At 62.3% G+C, this 17,656-nt stretch carries 14 protein-coding genes and 1 CRISPR repeat array; of the genes, 2 read left to right on the top strand and 12 right to left on the bottom strand.

Going from position 1 to position 17,656, the window contains the following annotated elements; genetic code table 11:
• Positions 1-35 precede the first annotated feature (35 nt).
• The gene (locus PJB24_RS10335; RefSeq protein ID WP_273845520.1) at positions 36-992 is read right to left on the bottom strand and encodes a S1C family serine protease; all 957 of its coding nucleotides are present in this window, start codon (positions 990-992) and stop codon (positions 36-38) included.
• Between the two features lie 180 nt (positions 993-1,172).
• Between PJB24_RS10335 and PJB24_RS10330 the strand changes: the two genes are divergently transcribed.
• Entirely contained in the window at positions 1,173-2,582 is a 1,410-nt protein-coding gene (locus tag PJB24_RS10330) for a MurT ligase domain-containing protein (protein ID WP_273845517.1), read from the top strand.
• Entirely contained in the window at positions 2,579-3,325 is a 747-nt protein-coding gene (locus PJB24_RS10325) for a type 1 glutamine amidotransferase (RefSeq protein WP_273845516.1), read from the top strand. Before PJB24_RS10330 ends, PJB24_RS10325 begins: the two co-directional genes overlap by 4 nt.
• A gap of 4 nt (positions 3,326-3,329) precedes the next feature.
• Here PJB24_RS10325 and PJB24_RS10320 read toward each other — a convergent pair whose 3' ends face one another.
• The 11 genes from PJB24_RS10320 to cas10 form a co-directional block, all read right to left on the bottom strand.
• Complete coding sequence (locus PJB24_RS10320) at positions 3,330-3,995, bottom strand: TrmH family RNA methyltransferase (protein WP_273845514.1); 666 nt, start codon at positions 3,993-3,995, stop codon at positions 3,330-3,332.
• A gap of 4 nt (positions 3,996-3,999) precedes the next feature.
• A complete protein-coding gene (locus tag PJB24_RS10315) occupies positions 4,000-5,049 on the bottom strand; it encodes a M42 family metallopeptidase (protein ID WP_273845511.1) in 1,050 nt (349 codons plus the stop codon).
• A gap of 68 nt (positions 5,050-5,117) precedes the next feature.
• Positions 5,118-5,975: a putative RNA methyltransferase gene (locus PJB24_RS10310; RefSeq protein WP_273845508.1), complete on the bottom strand. Its 858-nt coding sequence runs from the start codon at positions 5,973-5,975 to the stop codon at positions 5,118-5,120.
• Positions 5,976-6,082: 107 nt separating this feature from the next.
• A CRISPR array of direct repeats spans positions 6,083-9,744; the repeat unit is 30 nt; unit sequence GTTTCAATCCCTCATAGGTAGGCTCAAAAC.
• Between the two features lie 158 nt (positions 9,745-9,902).
• A complete protein-coding gene (gene cas2 / locus PJB24_RS10305) occupies positions 9,903-10,172 on the bottom strand; it encodes a CRISPR-associated endonuclease Cas2 (protein ID WP_420541925.1) in 270 nt (89 codons plus the stop codon).
• Between the two features lie 6 nt (positions 10,173-10,178).
• A complete protein-coding gene (gene cas1b, locus PJB24_RS10300) occupies positions 10,179-11,174 on the bottom strand; it encodes a type I-B CRISPR-associated endonuclease Cas1b (RefSeq protein ID WP_143528754.1) in 996 nt (331 codons plus the stop codon).
• 9 nt (positions 11,175-11,183) lie between these two features.
• Complete coding sequence (locus PJB24_RS10295) at positions 11,184-12,305, bottom strand: hypothetical protein (protein WP_273845502.1); 1,122 nt, start codon at positions 12,303-12,305, stop codon at positions 11,184-11,186.
• Positions 12,298-13,518 carry a type III-B CRISPR module RAMP protein Cmr6 gene (cmr6, locus tag PJB24_RS10290; protein WP_273845499.1) on the bottom strand — a complete coding sequence of 407 codons (1,221 nt, stop codon included), beginning with the start codon at positions 13,516-13,518 and terminating at the stop codon, positions 12,298-12,300. Before cmr6 ends, PJB24_RS10295 begins: the two co-directional genes overlap by 8 nt.
• Positions 13,518-13,913, bottom strand: a complete 396-nt coding sequence (gene cmr5, locus PJB24_RS10285; protein ID WP_143528757.1) for a type III-B CRISPR module-associated protein Cmr5 — start codon at positions 13,911-13,913, stop codon at positions 13,518-13,520. Before cmr5 ends, cmr6 begins: the two co-directional genes overlap by 1 nt.
• On the bottom strand, positions 13,913-14,707 hold the full coding sequence (gene cmr4 / locus PJB24_RS10280; protein WP_219973880.1) for a type III-B CRISPR module RAMP protein Cmr4: 795 nt from the start codon (positions 14,705-14,707) through the stop codon (positions 13,913-13,915). The genes cmr5 and cmr4 overlap by 1 nt, the downstream gene beginning before the upstream one ends.
• Positions 14,704-15,762: a type III-B CRISPR module-associated protein Cmr3 gene (gene cmr3, locus PJB24_RS10275; protein ID WP_273845477.1), complete on the bottom strand. Its 1,059-nt coding sequence runs from the start codon at positions 15,760-15,762 to the stop codon at positions 14,704-14,706. The genes cmr4 and cmr3 overlap by 4 nt, the downstream gene beginning before the upstream one ends.
• The gene (cas10, locus tag PJB24_RS10270) at positions 15,759-17,654 is read right to left on the bottom strand and encodes a type III-B CRISPR-associated protein Cas10/Cmr2 (protein WP_273845475.1); all 1,896 of its coding nucleotides are present in this window, start codon (positions 17,652-17,654) and stop codon (positions 15,759-15,761) included. Before cas10 ends, cmr3 begins: the two co-directional genes overlap by 4 nt.
• Between the last annotated feature and the right edge of the window lie 2 nt (positions 17,655-17,656).

Raw genomic sequence — 17,656 nt, 5'->3', positions numbered from 1 at the left:
CGGCCTTGTTATAAGGATCTTCCGGACTGACAGGCTCAGTGTTCCACGGGGCGCACCGTGAGCGTCATCTCGGCGTTTCTTCTCAGTATCCTCAGCGGGAGGTCCCTGCCGATGGCCGAGTCGTCCAGAAGGCCGAGTAGCTCGCCGACCGAACGCACCCGATGCTCGCCCAGGCCTACTATGAGGTCGCCGGGCCTCACCCCGGCTCTCTCCGCCGGGCTGTTGGGGGCGACGCTCGTCACTTCGGCACCACCGGGGCTCCCGTCGGAGGCGGGGCGTGTCCCGACCGTGACGCCGAGGAACGCCCTCCTCACCCGCCCCTCTGTGACCAGCGAGAACACTATTCTCCGGAAGGCCGCGGAGACCGGTATCGCGAACCCTATGCCCTGCGCCCGGCCGATGATCGCGGTGTTTATCCCCACGACATGACCCGTCGAATCGGCCAGCGGCCCTCCCGAGTTGCCCGGGTTGACCGCCGCATCCGTCTGGATGACGTTCTCGATCGGACGACCTTCCTGGGAGGTGATCGTACGATCCAGCGCGCTCACCACACCGGCCGTCACGCTCCGCTGGAAACCCAGGGGGTTGCCTATGGCCACGACGAGCTGTCCGACGACGAGGTTGCCGGCATCTCCCAGCTCCGCGACTTTCGGCTCCGTTTCAGGAGAGAACCGCAGTACGGCGAGATCGCTCGCGGGATCGTCGCCGGCTGTCCGCACCCGCGCCGTGCCACCGTCGGAGAGAACGGCGAGCAGCCCCCCGCCTCCACGCCGCGAGAGACCACGCACCACGTGGCTGTTGGTGACGGCCGTGGCCTCGGTCCCGCTGACACCCAGTATCACGCCGCTACCACCGACCCTCCCATCGGGGGTCGCGACGCCGATGACCGCGGGCTCGAGACGCTCGGTGACGTACCTTACGGTCCTCGAGTACGCGTCGAGCTCCGGCCGGGGGAGCCGGGAGCTTGCCTGCAGGTTCTCGAAGATCTCCATCTCCGCTTATTTTTACCGCACCTCCGTGCCCGGAACCTGTTAATCCTGCTCCCCTACAGCGGGCTCTTCGGTGGAGGCAAATGATGTGAGGAGATGTGGGACGGAGATACCGCGGCTCTGGTGCGACTAATTCTCTCTCCACCGGGACACCGGGTGTCCCCGGCTAATATAATCCGGGCGGTGAACGAGAACCTTCCCGCAGACCTGCGTCTTCCGGCGGCCGTCATCGCCGCCCGCGCGGCGGCGATGGCCAGCCGGGCGCTCGGACGGGGTGGAGGATCGACGATCCCCGGGGTTGTCGCCCGCCGGGTCTGTCCGCGCGTCTTGCGCGAGCTCTCCTCCCGGCTCCCGGAGGGCGCGGTCGCCATCACCGGGACCAACGGCAAGACCACCACCACGCGCATGGTCGCGGAGATCCTGCGCGTGGCCGGTATCCGGGCGGTGAACAACTCGACGGGTGCCAACCTCATCACGGGCGTGACCGCCGCTCTGGTCTCGGATGCCGGACTTCTCGGACGTCCCCGCTCCGGGCTGGGGCTCTTCGAGGTGGACGAGGCGAGCGTGCCGAAGGTCGCCGCGGAGGCCGGGCTCCGGGTCCTCGCCGTGCTCAACCTCTTCCGGGACCAGCTCGACCGCTACGGGGAGCTCGCCTACACCGCGAAGGTCATCGCATCCTCCTTCGAACACCTGCCGGCCGGGGGATCGGTCGTGCTCGACGCCGACGACCCGCTGGTGGCGAGCCTCGGGCGCTCCGCGGGGAAGGCCGTCTACTACGGGGTCGAGGACCAGAGGCTCGATACCGGGAGGCTCGAGCACATCGCAGACTCGAGCGACTGTCCCGTCTGCGGCAGGTATCTGGATTACGAGGCCGTATACATGGGTCACGTCGGGCTCTACCGCTGCGCGGGCTGCGGTTTCTCCCGCCCCGGTGTCCGCTACCGGGCGAGCCGGGTGGTGTTGGAGGGGTCCCGGGGAACCAGGTTTCTCCTCGGCACCCCCTCCGGTGAACGCGAGGTCAGGATAAGGCTCCCGGGGCTCTACAACGTCTACAACGCGCTCGCCGCCGCGGCCGTCGCCGGTGAGGTGGGGGTGGGGTTCGGGGACATCACGCGTGGCCTGGAGTCCTTCAGGGGGGCCTTCGGGCGGGTCGAGCGGGTGCGGGCCGCGGATAGGGAGGTCTTCCTTTTGCTCATCAAGAACCCGGTGGGGTTCGACGAGATCCTGCGGACCTTCATGCTCTCCGGCGAGGCCACCCATGTCCTTATCGCCATAAACGACAACGACGCCGACGGGCGCGACGTCTCCTGGCTGTGGGACGTGAACTTCGAGATGCTCCGGGACGTCCGGGAGGGGCTCCCGCCTTTCCGGGTGAGCGGGATCCGGGCCCACGACATGGCCGTGCGCCTGAAGTACGCCGACCTTCCGGTAGGGGAGGTCGTCCCGGATCGCAGGGAGGCGCTGAAGAAGGCGCTCGGGGCGACGCCGCCCGGCGAGACGCTCTACGTGCTCCCCACCTACACGGCGATGCTCGAGATCCGCAAGGCCCTGAGCGACATGGGCTACACCCATCCTTTCTGGGAGGACAGATGAAGCTCACCGTCCACCATCTCTACGCCCGGATGATGAACCTCTACGGCGACCGGGGGAATGTGATCTCGATCGTCCGGCGCTGCGAGTGGCGCGGGATACCGGTCGAGGTCGTCGAGGTGAACCTCGGGGAGAAGCTGAGGCCGACCGGCTGCGACGTCTTTCTCTTCGGCGGCGGCCAGGACCGGGAGCAGGCGCTCCTGGCCGAGGACCTCTCCGGCAGCAAGGGTGCCGATCTGAGGGCCATCGTCGAGGACGGGGGCGTGGTGCTCGGGGTGTGCGGCGGCTACCAGCTGATGGGCCACCACTACGAAACCCCCGACGGAGAGATGCTACCGGGGGTCGGTGTCTTCGACCTGTACACCAGGCCGCGCCGCCCCGACGAGGCCCGGCTCATCGGGAACGTGCTCGTCCGCACCTCTCTCGGCGGGGAGGAGCGAGAGCTGGTCGGTTTCGAGAACCACGGGGGGAGGACCTATCTCGGTGGTGTCGAACCGCTCGGCAGGGTCGTCTCGGGATACGGCAACAACGGCGAGGACGGCACCGAGGGGGCGCGCCGTCTCAACGCCTACGGCACCTACCTCCACGGCTCGCTCCTGCCCAAGAACCCCTGGTTCACCGACCACCTCATCGCGACCGCCTTGAGGAGGGTGGACGGCTCCTTCGAGCTCGAACCCCTGGACGACGGGCTCGAGGAGAGAGCCTTCCGGGCTATGGCCGAAAGGATCACCTCGGGAAGGGCGTGAGTTTCTAGCGTCCTCCACCCCTCCCTTCGAGCACCCGGAGCACCCGTCGGGCGCGGGGGTTCGTGGTCGAGATCCAGCGCATCAGCACCTCCCTGCGGGCGGCTTCGTCGAGCGGGTAGTCCTCTTTTGCCTCGGCACGGGCCCGGTTCGTGGCGTGAAAGAGCGTTATCGCGGCGGCGACCGAGATGTTGAGGCTCTGGACGAAGCCGCGCATGGGGACGACGAAGGTGCCGTCGACCAGCTCCAGCGCTCTCCCGGAGAGCCCCTCGTGCTCGTTGCCGAAGAGGAAGGCGGCCGGGCGGGAGAGGTCGACCTCCTGCAGGGGTACGGCGTTCCCGTCGAGTCGGCTCCCCCAGAGCCGGTATCCGCGTTCCCGCAGGAAGGATGCGGCCTCCTCGATGCTGCGGTGGTGGTGGATCGTGAGCCACCTGTCCGAGCCCTGCGTGATCCCGGGGCTGGGGGAGAATGGTTTCTCCCCCTCGACCACCGAGACGTCCTGCACCCCGAAGGCCTCCGCCGAGCGCAGCACGGCCGCCTGGTTGTGCCCGTCGTCGACCGCCTCGAGCAGCACGGTTACGTAGCGGGTGCGGTTCTCGAGCACCTCGAGCATGCGCCGGGCCCGGCGGGGGCTGAGCATGCTCCAGAAGACCTCCCTGAGGTGCTCGTCCATCTCCTCAGAGACGGTAGTCGCCGGTGTGCGCCTCTTCCAGGTAGCGGGCGAGCAGGGTGAAGGCGGCCTCGACGTCGGAGGCGGCCACCATCTCGTTCGGCGAGTGGACGTAGCGGGCCGGGACCGAGAGCGTTATCGCGGGGATGCCCCCGTGCAGACGCTGCACGCCCCCTGCGTCGGTGCCGCCGCGCGGCAGGATCTCCATCTGGTGATCGATGCCCTCGCGCTCGGCTATCCTCCTCATGTGCTCGACCAGCTTCGGGTTGGAGATGAAGGAGGAGTCCATGATCTTTATGGCCACGCCTTTGCCTAGCTCGGCGACGCGATCTTCCTCCGCGCTCCCGGGCACGTCGAGCGCGAGCGTGATGTCGAGCGCGACGATCACGCTCGGCTCGAGGCCCCATCCGCTCGCTGCGGCCCCCCGCAGGCCGACCTCCTCCTGCACGGTCGCCACCGCGTGCACCGTGGCCTCGTTCGACCTCATCGCCCGGAGCGCCTCGTACATGACCAGCAGGCCCACCCGGTCGTCCATCGCCTTGCCCATGTAGCAGCCGCCGACTTTCTCGAGGGTGCGGTCCATCGTCACGTAGTCTCCGATGCGGACCTTGCCTCGCACCTCTTCCGCCGCCATCCCGAGGTCGACGAAGAACTCCTGCAGCTTGGGCAGCCGGTTCGCTTCCTCGCCCGCTACGTGCGGCGGCTTGCGGACGGGCTGCAGCGCCCCGCGCAGCCGTTCTCCCTCCTGGGTCGTAACGATCACCCGCTGGGAGATCATGTTCGCCGGGTCGTGGCCGCCGACGGGCTGCAGCCGGAGGAACCCCTTGTCGTCTATCTGCCTGACGAGGAAGCCGATCTCGTCCATGTGCGCGGCGACCATCACCCGCACGTCCTCCCGGCCCTTCTTCGTCCCGATGACGCTGCCGAGCGGGTCGGTTCTCACCTCGTCGGTCAGCCCTCCCAGCACCTCACGCGCTATCTCGCGCTGCTCTTCCTCGCGCCCCGGCACGGAGGGCGTCTCGATCAGGCGTCTGAAAAGCTCCTCGTCGAGCGGCATCTTTTCTTCTCCTTCTTGTCCGACCGGTCATGGGCCGGAAGAGAGCCTAGCAGCGCCGCCACGAACCGTCAAAGGGCTTCCGCCCGGCGCAGCGTCATGATCTCGACCGAGACCTCGACCTTTAACGGCTCCGGCATGCTCCCCAGGTGACGCCGGACTTCTTCCTCCTCGACGTGTCGGGCGGAGGGCCCCATCATGACGGCGTCCAAGGCGCTCTCGCGGCCGGGGTGGATGTAAAAATCCAGGCTGCGCCTGCGCAGCGGATCGAAGGATTTCGAGAGAGAGGCTTCGATCTGATCCGGCCTGTCCTCCTCCACGGAGAGCATGCCCGGAAGCAAGCTCAGGGGACGCAGGTGATCCTTGCGCGCCGTCACGACGATGAGCACGCTGTCGGGCTCCAGGATACGCGAGATCTCAGCCGCGTTGCGCGGGGCGAAGATGTCCAGGACGAGCGCTACCGCGCCGTCCGCGACCGGGAGCTCTCTCCAGACGTCGCAGCCGACGGCTCCGATCCTGGGATTCGCCCGGGCGGCCCGACGCAGCGCCGCCGCAGAGGCGTCGAGCGCGAGCCCCCTCCATCCGGGCAGCGCCTCGAGCAGCCTCGCCAGGTAGTACCCCGTCCCCGCCCCGAGATCCACGACACATCCCTCTCTACCTCTCCGCAGGCCGAGCGCCCCGAGCGCCTCGGAGACCACGGCCTCCGCGATGGGATCGTAGAACCCCGACCCCAGAAAGCGCTCCCGCGCCGCGATCATACGCGCCGAATCCCCCGTGTGCACGCGCCCCGGCGGGGCGAAGAGAGACACGTAACCCTGCCGGGCCACGTCGTGGCTGTGCCCGAGTCCGCAGTACAGAACGCCTTCGCCACCGCAAAGCGGCCCGTGACAGACCGGACAGCGCAGCAGGTGTACCACCGTATCGAGCATCTCGTCCTTCCACAGGATACAAGACGACAACCATCTATCAGAAAGTAGAATGCTTTGTAGGCTCAAAACGAGGAGCAGGGCCACCAGTGCAGGCAGGAGCTTATTCAGTTTCAATCCCTCATAGGTAGGCTCAAAACCCTCGATCTTGGCCTGAGCCAAAGAGAGCTCGCCGAAGTTTCAATCCCTCATAGGTAGGCTCAAAACGTCGCGGCGACAAAGGCGTAGGTGAGGCGGACCCAGAAGTTTCAATCCCTCATAGGTAGGCTCAAAACACTCCGAGACCTCCCCTACCGCGTTCGGCGTCTCGAAGACGTTTCAATCCCTCATAGGTAGGCTCAAAACCGCGAGCGTTGCCCGGACGTACAAGGTGTCACCATCTAGTTTCAATCCCTCATAGGTAGGCTCAAAACCGCGCCTGAACTCGGAGACATCCATCCTTAGAAACTCAGGTTTTAATCCCTCATAGGTAGGCTCAAAACATCTCCGGAGCTGCCGATGTAGGTGACCCAGACCTGTTTCAATCCCTCATAGGTAGGCTCAAAACGGGCTTTTTTGTTTTGCCCTGTTGCGCGTTACCCCCAGTTTCAATCCCTCATAGGTAGGCTCAAAACCTCATCCTCCCGAGCGCGCCGCTCGCCAGATACGCGTTTCAATCCCTCATAGGTAGGCTCAAAACGCACCTCAGGCTGGCGCGCTCGGGCGTGGATCTCAGGTTTCAATCCCTCATAGGTAGGCTCAAAACAGGGCTTTAGCCGTGACGTGCAGGTGGCACAGACCCGTTTCAATCCCTCATAGGTAGGCTCAAAACCTCTCCGGAGGCCGGTGGCAGCACCCTGACTCCCACGTTTCAATCCCTCATAGGTAGGCTCAAAACTCGAGGACCAGTCACGGTTGCTAGGCGTTCCTCTCGAGTTTCAATCCCTCATAGGTAGGCTCAAAACTCAGTCCTGGAGCGGCTGGCAGCCCTCCTATACCCAGTTTCAATCCCTCATAGGTAGGCTCAAAACCCATGCTCATCGCTCCTCTCTTCTTGCGACGCACACGTTTCAATCCCTCATAGGTAGGCTCAAAACATGCCCTTAGCAACGATTGCCCAGAGGAGAATCAGGAGGAGTTTCAATCCCTCATAGGTAGGCTCAAAACCCTCATCGTCTATCTCCACCTCGTCCATGTATCCGGTGTTTCAATCCCTCATAGGTAGGCTCAAAACTTGCACCGTTGCGAGTGATAAACACCTGGATGTTATTGTGTTTCAATCCCTCATAGGTAGGCTCAAAACCGCCTGCTACTCTTGCCTTAAAGGATGGACTCTCAGAGTTTCAATCCCTCATAGGTAGGCTCAAAACCGCGCAGAGGCCATGAGGAGCTACCGCGATGTGGACTTGTTTCAATCCCTCATAGGTAGGCTCAAAACTACTCACCGCGACAGATTGCGCGGTGGACTTGTACGCGTTTCAATCCCTCATAGGTAGGCTCAAAACAGTACACCCCGGTTGTAAACACGCGCTCGCACACGGGTTTCAATCCCTCATAGGTAGGCTCAAAACGGACTGGGTGGAGCGCGTGCGGCTTGCGTGTATGTAGTTTCAATCCCTCATAGGTAGGCTCAAAACGACTTGCACATCGGTGGTCCCGAGCCCGTGGGTGACGTGTTTCAATCCCTCATAGGTAGGCTCAAAACGAGGTGGAGATCAGGGCGATCGCCCGCGGCATCGTGTTTCAATCCCTCATAGGTAGGCTCAAAACCATAGCAGAACATCCGCCCGCCCGAAGCCAGGCCATTTTCGTTTCAATCCCTCATAGGTAGGCTCAAAACCGGAGATGAGGGTCGCGCACATCGCCGCGGCGACAAGTTTCAATCCCTCATAGGTAGGCTCAAAACGCCGAGGGGGCGTTCTCCAAGACCATCCGGGATAAGTTTCAATCCCTCATAGGTAGGCTCAAAACGCACGGTAAGGCGCGCGCCACGCTCGAGCAGAAGATGTTTCAATCCCTCATAGGTAGGCTCAAAACATGGTGAGCTCCGCTGCGCGTCTGTACGGCGATGTGCTGTTTCAATCCCTCATAGGTAGGCTCAAAACATGTCCGCCCACGTCGTGGCCACATCCACCCAGTCTTCGTTTCAATCCCTCATAGGTAGGCTCAAAACGAAATCCGCCATGGGGAAGGAGCGATGAGGGGCTGGTTTCAATCCCTCATAGGTAGGCTCAAAACGGGACCGGGCATTGGGACCCGGACCGCTACCGGAGATAGTTTCAATCCCTCATAGGTAGGCTCAAAACGAGGCACACCGTCGTTCACGGCCAGGTTGTTGGCGTTGTTTCAATCCCTCATAGGTAGGCTCAAAACGGGCCTATGTGCCTGGACTTCGGCCCGCTCTACGCCGTTTCAATCCCTCATAGGTAGGCTCAAAACTGGGAAGGCACGAAAGATCCGGTGCGCCTGAAGTAGTTTCAATCCCTCATAGGTAGGCTCAAAACCTGCTTCCGATGCGGTCGCGTACGCAACGGTGCGTCTGAGTTTCAATCCCTCATAGGTAGGCTCAAAACTCTCGTACGCCTGGTTCGTCGCCTGCTGCTGGTCGCGTTTCAATCCCTCATAGGTAGGCTCAAAACGGAGCAAGCCGGACCTCTGGGCCTGCGGGGTCGATGTGCTCGGCGTGGGCGGTGTTTCAATCCCTCATAGGTAGGCTCAAAACCTTTCATGCTCAGAAGCAGTTCGTCTGCCAGAGCGGTTTCAATCCCTCATAGGTAGGCTCAAAACCGAGTCGAGGCAGTCACCGTACTTGCCGCCAGGCTACGTTTCAATCCCTCATAGGTAGGCTCAAAACAGGCTCCATCTCAATCCCCGGCTCGGTCGTCCTCGAGTTTCAATCCCTCATAGGTAGGCTCAAAACGCTCTCGGATCTGGTGCAGTCCAACTTCGCCGAGGCCATGTTTCAATCCCTCATAGGTAGGCTCAAAACAAGAGTCTGCCAGGACTGCGGTGAAGTGTTGATCGAGTTTCAATCCCTCATAGGTAGGCTCAAAACCGGTGTGGATTACTTCCGGGTTCAGGACGGGCGTTTCACGTTTCAATCCCTCATAGGTAGGCTCAAAACAATGGAGGAGCGCTCGCGCGAGGAGCACTTCGAGGAGTTTCAATCCCTCATAGGTAGGCTCAAAACCTCTCCGTGCTTTTAATCTGACGGTTCTGTATATCTGAGTTTCAATCCCTCATAGGTAGGCTCAAAACTCTGGGGACTCCCGCCTAGCCAGCTCTGCCAGGAAACGTTTCAATCCCTCATAGGTAGGCTCAAAACTGAGCAGAGCGCCTGCAGCGAGAACCCCGGTGCCGATGTTTCAATCCCTCATAGGTAGGCTCAAAACCCTGGTCCAGCGCGCCGGACACATCCTGCGGATCATGTTTCAATCCCTCATAGGTAGGCTCAAAACGGAGCTCATGACAAAGAGCCAGCTTCTAGTCATGAAAGGTTTCAATCCCTCATAGGTAGGCTCAAAACGAGCATCGGGCCGATCCGGCTCCAGTTTCTGTAGAGTTTCAATCCCTCATAGGTAGGCTCAAAACGCGCGTGATCCGCGTCGTGCTCATCACCGCACTCGGGCGTTTCAATCCCTCATAGGTAGGCTCAAAACCGCTCCTCACCTTCCGCGATCTCCGCGGCGATACGTAGTTTCAATCCCTCATAGGTAGGCTCAAAACTCTGGGGACTCCCGCCTAGCCAGCTCTGCCAGGAAACGTTTCAATCCCTCATAGGTAGGCTCAAAACCAACGCCCAAATGCCGGTTTTGCAGCTATTTTGCGGATTCCTCCTTTCTCCCGTGACTTTCTTGCTCTTAAACCCGATTATAGAGCAAAGCGCTTGGATAAGCCAGATCTTCCTGCGTCGATCTCCGGAGGGTGATGCGCTATCGGAGGTCGACGCGACTACAGGAAGCTGGTCTCCTGCTCTGAGCGGGAGGGGAGTCCGAGCTCTTCGGTGGAGAGGTATCTCGTGCTGCGGAGCAGGTAGAAACGCACGGCGTCTTCCTCGGGTTCTATAGCCCTGCTCACCTCGTGCTTGAGCTTCTTGTACTGTGCGGGGCTGAGTTCACCTTCGAGGACGGAGTTCTGGACATGCTCGAGGTACTTGCGGCCTATCTTGAGCACTTTGACCACGCGCTTTACGTTGACGTCGTAGACCATGATCACGTACACGCGCTCCTACCACCGGCTTACGAACGGTTCGTAAGGCTCGTCACCCATCAGGTGTTTCTCGAGTTTGTAGAGCTCCATCCGTATGAGGCGCCGATAGGAGACCGGGCGACCGAGTTTCGGGTGTTTGATGGTTTCTTTCAGGCGCGCCTCGTACGCTTCGATGAACGTTTTGCGTCCGTTTTCGTTCAGAAAGACCCCTTCCGTTCCCTTCAGGAAGTGCTTTGCCTGTATCGTACCCCGGTTGAGCAGGGAGAAGATCACCCGGTCCACGATGACGGGTTTGAAGATCTCGGCCACGTCCAGATTGAGCGTGTAGCGGCGCTGGTTGGTGGTGTGCAGGTACCCGATGCGCGGGTCGAGGTGTGTGCGGTATATCTCTGAGAGCGCGGTGACGTAGAGCAGGCTGTTGCCGAAGGAGACGAGCGCGTTGATCCTGTTCGCCGGAGGGCGGCGGGTGCGCTTCTCGAAGCGGAAGTCTCCGCTCTTTACGATCTCGTCCCAGCAACCGTAGTACAGATCTCGGCAACCGCCCTCGAGCGCCATCAGTTCCTCCGTCGTGAGAGCCAGCGGGAGAGCCTCCTTCTTCGCCGCCAGCCCGGAGAGGGCGTCTTCCAGCTGTACGCCGCGCCGCGCGTAGTAGCCGAGCACCCGCTCCATGTTCGATATCGCCCCGCGCACGAAGGTTCGGGCCAGCTCGATGCGCTTCTCCGGATCAAGGTAGTGGGAGGCCTGCTGGAGCGTCATGTATCCCGAGGAATACTGCTCGCGCGGCATGTACGAGCCTGACCAGTAGCCGTAGTAGTTGTAGACGTGCAGCGGGATAGCGTTCTGCGAGAGGAAGACCAGGAGCTTCGTGTTCACCGAGATCTCGCCGAAGACGTGGATCTCACCCGTCGTCTCCACCGGCACGAACCGCCTGCCCCCGTCCGCCAGCGTGAAGCGCAGCGTGTTCTGCTGACGTTGCAGCTCTCCGGCGTTGAAGATGTAGACCGGCTTTTTCATCCGGGCTCCTCAGTGTAGACCACGCTCTATGTCATCGATGACGAATGTTTCGTTCTCGTAGTGGCCGAACAGACGGCGCTCATCATCCGACCAGACGTCGCATTCGTGCGTGGAGGGTGGTTTGGGATTACCCTTGAGCTGCTTGAAGTCGAGGCTCTTCAAATTCTCTCGTTTGCCGCGCACCCTCAGGCTGAGCTCGTCGAGTCGTTCGTTGAGCGTGGCAAGCCTGTCAGGAGATAGGTTGAGCCCCCTGACCTTCTTGCGAAAGTTCGAGGAGTACCGGAGTCCCGGCAGGGGATCGAGCAGCCTCTCCGAGTACAGGCTCCACTTGCTCCTCTGCCACACGAGCTGGCCCCACTCCGAGAGAATCGCTTTCTGCCCGTCGTCAAAGAGCAGGATCTCGGGGAGCCCACGGCATTCCTCAAGCGGAAGCTCCTCTCCCAGACCCAATCGCCTGAAGATCTGCTCGTGTTTTCGGATCAAATCCCCGGTTTCCAGACTTACCGGCAGGCGGGGGATGGTGATGAGCGAGGAGCCCGTCTCGAAGATGTAGAACATCTCGTCTGCATGGAACATTCCGAGGGTCTGCATAAACCCCTGGATGCTCTTGAAGCCACCGGTGAGATTGAAGACGATGCGGTAACCGCTCTCCCTATATCCTGGAAGCGTCTGCTCGCAGCGCAGGACGAGATCCGCCATGGCGTGGCGGAAGTCTTCGCGTTCCCGGGTTGCGAGGCCCCCGGGAGACCACACCTGGGCTGAGAAACCGCGGCTCTGCAGCCATTCATCTATGACCTCTCCGATACGGTGGCCGAGATAGGTGTCGCTCGTGAGCAGTACGTGCGTATCTGGCCTTCCCGGGCTGGGTTTGAGGTCGCCGCCGAAGTAGGTTATGAGGCCGTTCAGCTCCGCGCTGAGGCTCCTGATCTCATCGGGGTTCTTCGTTCTAGAGAGTAGCCGGCTGCGCTCCTCTATGTGTCGGTCGAGTAGCTCCTTGTCTTGGGCAGAGAGATCTCGCTCGGTGTGGTTGGCGAGCTGATTGATTCGTGCCCGCACCTCCTGATCGACGCCGTTCGTGAGCAGACTCGTGCCACAGGTGGTGAGCACGAGTCTGTTCTTACTCTCAGCCATCTCCGCGCTCTTCCATGAGCTTAAGCCATCTCTTGGCGAGCTTCCGCTGTCGGGGTTTATGCTTCGGTTTGCCTTTCTTGCCCTTGGTTGCGTCTGGGTTCTTCAAAACATCGCCGTAATGTTGTTGCATGAATTCGTTGAAGAGCTCTATGGCGTCGCGTTCGGGTTCTGATTCCAGCCGATCCATCCAGCCCTCTATGACCCCCTGTTGACTGAAGGCTTCTCTTTGCTCTCGCCAGCGACCCTCAACGCTGGCACGGAAGAGCTCTGCGTACAGCCCGGACTTATCTCGCGTCTGCTCTTCTACCTCTCTCCTCTGGCGCTCTTCTTCCTCACGCTTCTGATTCTTTGCTTGTTCCTCCTTGCGCGCTTTTTCGAAGCGCTCTCTGGCCTCTACGTCCTCGGCGAACCTGCCGTAACCGACGGCGGTCTTGGCTCCTGCTCCGATCCACTCGAGCGCCTCCGCGAGCCACCCCTTTACGGTCCTGCAGTCTTCGGCGTACTCGGGCTTACGCGGCAGGATGCCGAAGACGAAGCTCGCCCCCGCCTTTACGACGAGGAAAGGGATCGGGTTCGGGCTGTGCCAGTCGGCGGGAGGCTCATCTCCCTGATAGTACGGCACATAGTGCGGGGTCATGATATCCGCCTTGAGGGAGACCGGAGCGGTAGGGAGGGCATCGAGAAAGACGACCGAGCCCGCGTGGAACGCTCTGTCGTTTTTGCCCTCGCTTCCGAAGATGCGCTTTATTTTTGCTCTCTCCACTCCCTCGGCCCACTGCATAGCCCACGCCCTTACAGCCCCCTTGATGGAGGAGCCCGGCAGGTAGGGGGTGCCGAGGGTGTGGTGCCAGGCGAAGCCGTTCTCGACCGGGTGTTGCCGGCCCAGCCCGGTCACGAAGTCCGACTCCAGCCTGTAGTGGAGCACCTCGCCACCCTTACCCTCCACCAGACGGGCCAGCCGTATTTCGGCTGCCCTGAGCAGATCTCTGGTACCGCAGGGTTTTTCGGTAACGGTCTTTATCCAGTCCTGTTTGGGGTTTATGGTCTTCCTGTCTTTCCCCCGGACTATGGTGAATGCTTCGAGGCTCCAGGCTTCAAGCCCGTGTTTCTGAGGATTTTTGCACCACTCGTTGCAGAACTTGTCGTACCAGAGACCGGCGTTGCCCCCTTCCAGGCTCAGTTTGCCCTGGGCTTCCCTGTAGAGCGGGCGCATTACTCCTCCCCCCTCTCGCCTTCGAGGAAGGCATCGGCGAACTTCTTGAGCCACGTGAGATAGGCGAGGGCCTCGGCCTGCGCGCGGAGGTAGTCGTCCTGTGAGCCCTCCGTGATGTTCTTCAGCAGATCGCCCCGCGGATAAGGGCTCTCTGCGTCGCCGCCGCAGAGCCAGCCGGAGAGGTGTTCGTAGAGCTGGAGATAGCCCTTGCGATCTTTGCGGGACAGCGCGGTAGCCGCAGCCTGTCCGAGTCCGCCCGACAGGATGGCCGCCGGAAGGGCGCTGACGTAGCTCTTGTAGTTGCCGTACCCGTCTTTCCCTCTCTTCTGCAACTCGGTGATCTTCGCGAGCGCGTGCGCCGCCCGGCGCTGCTCCAGCGTCCTCTCTTCCGCCATCAGTCCCTCCATCCGAGCGAGAACCAGCCCTGCCCGACCGTCTCGTTCCCCCCGACCTGCAGGTAGTCCCCGATCTTCTCTTTCACGTCGTCGAGGGTGCCGTTTTTGCCGTTTCTCTGGGCGAGCACCGAGTACATCAGGGTGTCGGGCGGGAGCGTCTCTTCGTACCAGAGATTCTCGCTTTTCTTGTTCGTGTCGAGCACGTTCCTGGCCTGCACGGGGAGCCCGTAGCGGGCGAACCACGCGAAGTCGTCGTCGTGCAGGATGGTGAGCCGTTCTTCGAGACGTTCTCGGACGTTCTTGTGCGGGATCAGGGAGCCGACCGCCTCCACCACGTCCTCCGGAACATCTCCCATGACCTCGAAGCTGCGCTCCTCCAGAAAGAGCCTGCCACTCCCTCCGGCGAGGGCTCTCTTGCGCTCCACTGCGGGGATGTTGAAGCCCGCGTCCGCTTTCCCGGAGCGCTTCAGGTCGCGCTCGAGGCGCTCCAGGAGGTGCGGGCAGGTGACCCACTTGAACGCGCTCGTGAGGCTGCGCACCGGCAGAAGCAGGAGCCGGGCGTCAGAGACGAGGAGGTCGCCCGCATTGTCCTGCTCCCCGAAGATGCGCTTCGCGCCTTCGTCATCCTGCTGTCTGTAGTCGTCGAGCAGTGCGCCTTTGAGGCTCGAGCCCGCGATGAACGGGTAGTCCGTCGCCGCCTCGCGCGCCACGGGGAGGTCTATGGCCCCGGTGGTCTGCCCCGTGCCGGGGTGCACGAAGGTCTCGGCCAGCATGCCCACGATCTTTGCTCTCATCTCCACCCTCCTATCAGGATCTGCCCGTAGCCCCACTCTCTTTTGTCTCCGATGTGCCTGGTGTGCATCTCTTCCACCTCGTCCGGCTCTGCCGCCTCGGCCTCCATGAACCACGTGCTGCCGGGGGGAAGGTATGGTTCGAGGGGAAGAGGTTTCTTTTTCTCCGTGTCCCAGCCACCTATCAGGACCGGCTTCCCGACGCAGGCCGAGACCACCCGACCCGGCAGCCCTGGAAGCGCTCCGCCGGGCTTTCTCCAGCCCTCGTCTCTTATTCGTGCCGGGGTGATGAGCGTCGCGGTGTAGCGCAGCCCGCCTCCCCCGGGCTCCAGGCTTGGGGCCTCCGGTAGAGAGAGCTCGCACGGCTTCAGGTTCGCCATGCGGCTCTCCCCTCCGAGCGTGAGCAGACCGGGAGCTTCGCCGTCGTAGCCTTCGACGCCGGCTGCGAGCGCAACGCCCTTCTTCAGGCGTACGTGGGTTGTCTGGTAGAGGGCGTCTTCCCGGGTGGTGTGGCTGTCGGGATCGCGCTGAATACCGACCCGGTTCTCCCCACTCCAGAGCTCCGAGGCTTCGAAGACGTCTTCTGGATCGGGGATCTCTCCTCGTAGCGCCTTCTCCATGCCTCTACGGGTGAGATAAGCTTTTTCCAACGGCTTGAGGCCCTTGGTCCTAGTACTGATCTCGGGAAGCCTCCCCTCCCCGATATCGGTGCTGAGCGCAGCTTCGCCGGGCCTGAGAAACACAAGGGTCCTGCCTGAGCGCAGCAGGTGCAGCGGGACTGGAAAGAGGGGTTCTCCGTCCTTTGCCACGTAGGGACCGGAGAATCGCAAGGGACCGAGGTCTGCGCCGTCGCCGAGCTTCTTCTTAATGTCCTCTGACCAGTCACCGTACTGCCAGCCGAGCCTGCGGGCGAAGGCGGCCCGGAGCGCTCCGACTACGGTGGTGGGGGAGGGAGGGAAGGTCCCCAGAACCTCCATCTGTCCCGTCTCACCAGCGTTGAAGGGACTGCCGTCCCTGAAAAAGAGCGTGTCTAGCGGCTCGAGCAGGTAGTATCTCACCTCTCCACCCCCCTTCCCTTGGTCGCGAGGAAGCGCACCAGCATCGCTCCTGAGACGTTGAGCGTTTTTTCGTTGGCCGGCTCGCCTCCCCGGCGTTCGCGGCACACCTTCAGGAGTTGCTCGATGACCGCCTCTGCCGCCTCTCTGTCTCCTTCGCGCTCCCGGTTCTTCAGGTACTCGGCGACGAGGAGTTTTTCGGCGTCGAGGCCGGGTATGAGCGTGTGATCGTCCTCCCCGGTGAGAACACCAAAACGCTCGCGCACGTTGTAGAAGAAGCGGCCGGCGAACTGCTCGTCGAAGGAGGACGCGAGGTTCTGCAGGTGTCTTGTGATGAGGGGTCCTCCGGGGCTTTCTTCCCAGCCGGAGACCCACTCGACGGTGCGCCCGCTGCCGGTGAGGACGCTAGCCGCGAGGCTGTCGCGGCCGTTTCTGTCCTTGGCGACCTCGTCGAGCAGCCGGTGTGCCTCCCGCATCACCGAGCGCAGGGTGGTGTTGTAGTGGGCGAAGACGAGCCCGGCGGAGATTGTGGTTCTGAGTGGCTCGCCGTCCTCTCCTTTCGGCCTTCGCCCGCCGAGCACCGCGTCGAAGGATTTCAGGAAACGCTCCCTGAGCTTCTCCGCCGCGCTCAGGGCCCTGTCGAGCGGCAGGAGCGCGAGTACGTCGTCGCCTCCGGCGTAGACCGTCCTGCCGCAGTGCTCCCCGACGATCTCATCGACCCCTTCGGTGAAGCGCGCCAGCGCCCGGGAGACGTCTTTCGGGTCTATCTGATCGTGCTGTAGCAGGCTCCCGAGCCGGTCTCCGTCCATCAAGAGCAGCGCGTAGAAAGGCGATGCCGGGTGCCCCACTGCTCTGTTCAGCTTGCTCAGGACGTCGAGCAGCTTCTCTCGTTTCTGCGCGGAGAGCTCGGGCATGGCTCGCTCGTTGTCGAGCGCCGTCTTGTGGAAGAGATTGCCGTCGAGCCTGGCGAACCTGCCGGCTTTCTCGAGGCAGGGAAGCTTCGTGTTGTACTCGCCGAAGGCCCAGCTTAGCCGGTCCCCTTCCTCCAGTATGCACAGATACTCTTTGGCCTCCGGCTTTTCGTAGGCCTCCTCGATCCAGGGAACCGCCGCCATGTACGGTGTCGAGGGCCAGGTGCCCGCCTCGAGCTTCCAGCCGATCGCATCCTCCGCGACGCCTGGGAAGAGCCGCTTGATGAGCGCGATGGCGCACAGCCGCTCGTGCTCTCCGAGGTTGAGTTCGCCGCTCTTTCGGCGAAGCGCATCCCAGAACTCCTCCTGCGACTTGCACTCTCGCGCCCTCACGTACCCGGAGATCTCCTGCCAGCTCCCCATCAGGGTGCACTTGTCTCCCGGCTCGGCGGGTGGATGGTGGGTGCGCCAGTTCTTGCGAAGGTCGAGCCAGCGCTGGTCGCTGCGGTCGCCGGGGTCTTCTCCCAGCACCCAGCCCATCTCCCAGAAGCTCTCTACCTGCCGCTCCCAGATCTCCTTCGTGCCTTTGCCATGGCCCGCCACCAGCACGACGTAGCGTTCCCAGACCACATCGGCGATCTCTTGCCACCTGCTCTGGACGGCGTCACGGCATCTCTTCGGATCGAAGTCGTCCGGCACCTCCGCCTTGAAGCGATTCGGTAGCGAGCCGGTCTGCGGGTTTTCATTGCCAGACAGCGGGTGCCCCATGATCGCGGCGAGGAGCGGGTCGGTGATGCTCGGTTGGTCACCGACTTCAGGGAATATCACCTTCCCGCCTCCATCGAGCACCGCGCGCATTGCCTGTCCGGAGAGATAAGAGAGGAGGAAAGAGCCGGACCAGAGATCGCGCGTGCGCCGCGCCTGAGAGACGAACCCCTGCACCGGACCGAGGGTGAAGTGGAGCAGTTTGTTGTCTTTATTCACTA

Source organism: Rubrobacter calidifluminis, from assembly GCF_028617075.1.
Classification (GTDB): Bacteria; Actinomycetota; Rubrobacteria; order Rubrobacterales; family Rubrobacteraceae; genus Rubrobacter_E; species Rubrobacter_E calidifluminis.
The sequence above is the reverse complement of the archived record's forward strand: the minus strand, read 5'-3'. Positions and strand labels throughout refer to the sequence as shown.